The following is a 1,671-nucleotide window of genomic DNA, read 5'->3' as shown; positions in this document are numbered from 1 at the left end:
GTGCCAAATTGTTCAAGCGCTACTTCACCGGCTTGAACTTCTTCCCAATCGATCTTGACCCCGGTCGCATCGATTACTTTTTTCGTCGCCTCAACAATTTCCGGACCAGTGCCATCGCCAGGAATGAGAGTAACACGATAAGCCATAACCACACCTCTTTTCAAAATCGTTCAACAAATGAAGTATACCACGGCGTGATATATCGAATAACTTTCCCTTAATCTCGACTACAAACGGTGTGTTCGAGTATTATTCTTGTCAACCGAAACGAGGAGTATATAAGATGTCAACTGATAGCCAATTTCTTCGAGATATTAATGCGCAGCCGGATGCGATGAAAGATTTGATCAATTTTTATAGAACATCTGCAGGGAAGTCTCTTTTGGAGCAATGGGTGCTCAAAGCCAAAGCTGCAAAACGAGTGGTTTTCTGTGGAATGGGGACTTCTGAGTTTGCAGCGGAGCTTATCCTAACCGATTTGGCTCGTCAGGGTGTGGATGCCTCGACCGCTGATGCGGGAGAACTTTTGCACTATCCAAAGCCGATTAATGGCCTATTGACGCTAGTCAGCCAATCGGGTGAGAGTGTTGAAACCAGAAAGATTATGGAGCGATGCGAGCCTGGGCAGGATGTTGTTGCAATTACGAACAACGACAAGAGCACGATTGCCTGCACTGCATCGTTAAACCTGCCGATGTTCGCCGGTATCGAGGCGACGGTTTCGGCTAAGACTTATGTCAACACGATGGGGGTGCTCTTCCTGATGGCTCAGGCGTTTGGCGGATCGGCGGCAGTGGATAAGGCGCTGGACCGATTAACTAAACTTGCGGATAAGATGCTTCAGTTTGATAAAGAAGAGATTGATAGAGCGGCAACACTTGTCTCAAATGCGGGGGCTATTCACTTTGTTGGCCGCGGCCCGACAATGGCGGCGGTCAAACAGGCGACATTGACCATGCAAGAAGGCGCGCGTTTACCGGCGGCTGGTTTTACGGGCGCGGCATTTCGACATGGGCCATTTGAAACCGTGGGGCCGAACCATCATGCAGTTTTCTTCATCCCGGGCGGTGTGACTTGCCAGTTGCTCACGAATGTTGCTTGTGATGTGTTGGAAAAAGGAAGCCGGGCGATAGTAATCACCGACCAGGATTTAGACCTGCCGAAGATGGCAACCTGCTGTGTTCTGAAGGTGCCTGAATGGGGTGAAGACCTATTTGCCATCTCCGCTGCCACCATACAGGAACTACTTCTGCACGAAATCGCCAGACAAAGAGGCATCCAGACCGGTATCTTCCGTTACGGAACAAAGGTTACTTTAGTCGAGTAACTTGGGAGCCAGTCAGGAGTTTTCGTTGCAGGTTGGGTAGAAAAGTCTAAAGATGAAAGTAAGTAAGCGTCGATAGGGGCGAACAAGGCTGCCGAATTATCTTTGATACTTCTGATATTGGGCAGCGATTTCATTCGCCGCAGCACGACGCTTACTTAATAGCGCACCTAACTTGAACTACGTAGGGTGCATAGGACTAAGATCCTCATTTCTCTATATCGCACAAACCGTGCCAAAGCTACAAAAAAAGGGCGAGACCGTAAGCCTCGCCCTTTTTTTACTCCGGATGAGTTACCCGCACCGAATTGGAACCCTTCTCGTTGTCGTCGTTGGTCACGACGTAG

2 protein-coding genes are annotated in these 1,671 nt (G+C 49.1%); one reads left to right on the top strand and one right to left on the bottom strand.

The window, feature by feature from the left end; all coding sequences use genetic code 11:
• On the bottom strand, window positions 1-146 hold a 146-nt coding region (locus WCO51_13635), incomplete at its 3' end, for an isocitrate/isopropylmalate family dehydrogenase (GenBank protein ID MEI6514295.1).
• Window positions 147-283: 137 nt separating this feature from the next.
• Between WCO51_13635 and WCO51_13630 the strand changes: the two genes are divergently transcribed.
• Window positions 284-1,327, top strand: coding sequence for an SIS domain-containing protein (locus tag WCO51_13630; GenBank protein ID MEI6514294.1), 1,044 nt, complete (start codon window positions 284-286; stop codon window positions 1,325-1,327).
• The last annotated feature ends 344 nt before the right edge of the window (window positions 1,328-1,671 follow it).

The organism is bacterium (assembly GCA_037131655.1).
Lineage (GTDB): Bacteria > Armatimonadota > Fimbriimonadia > Fimbriimonadales > JBAXQP01 > JBAXQP01.
The sequence above is the reverse complement of the archived record's forward strand: the minus strand, read 5'-3'. Positions and strand labels throughout refer to the sequence as shown.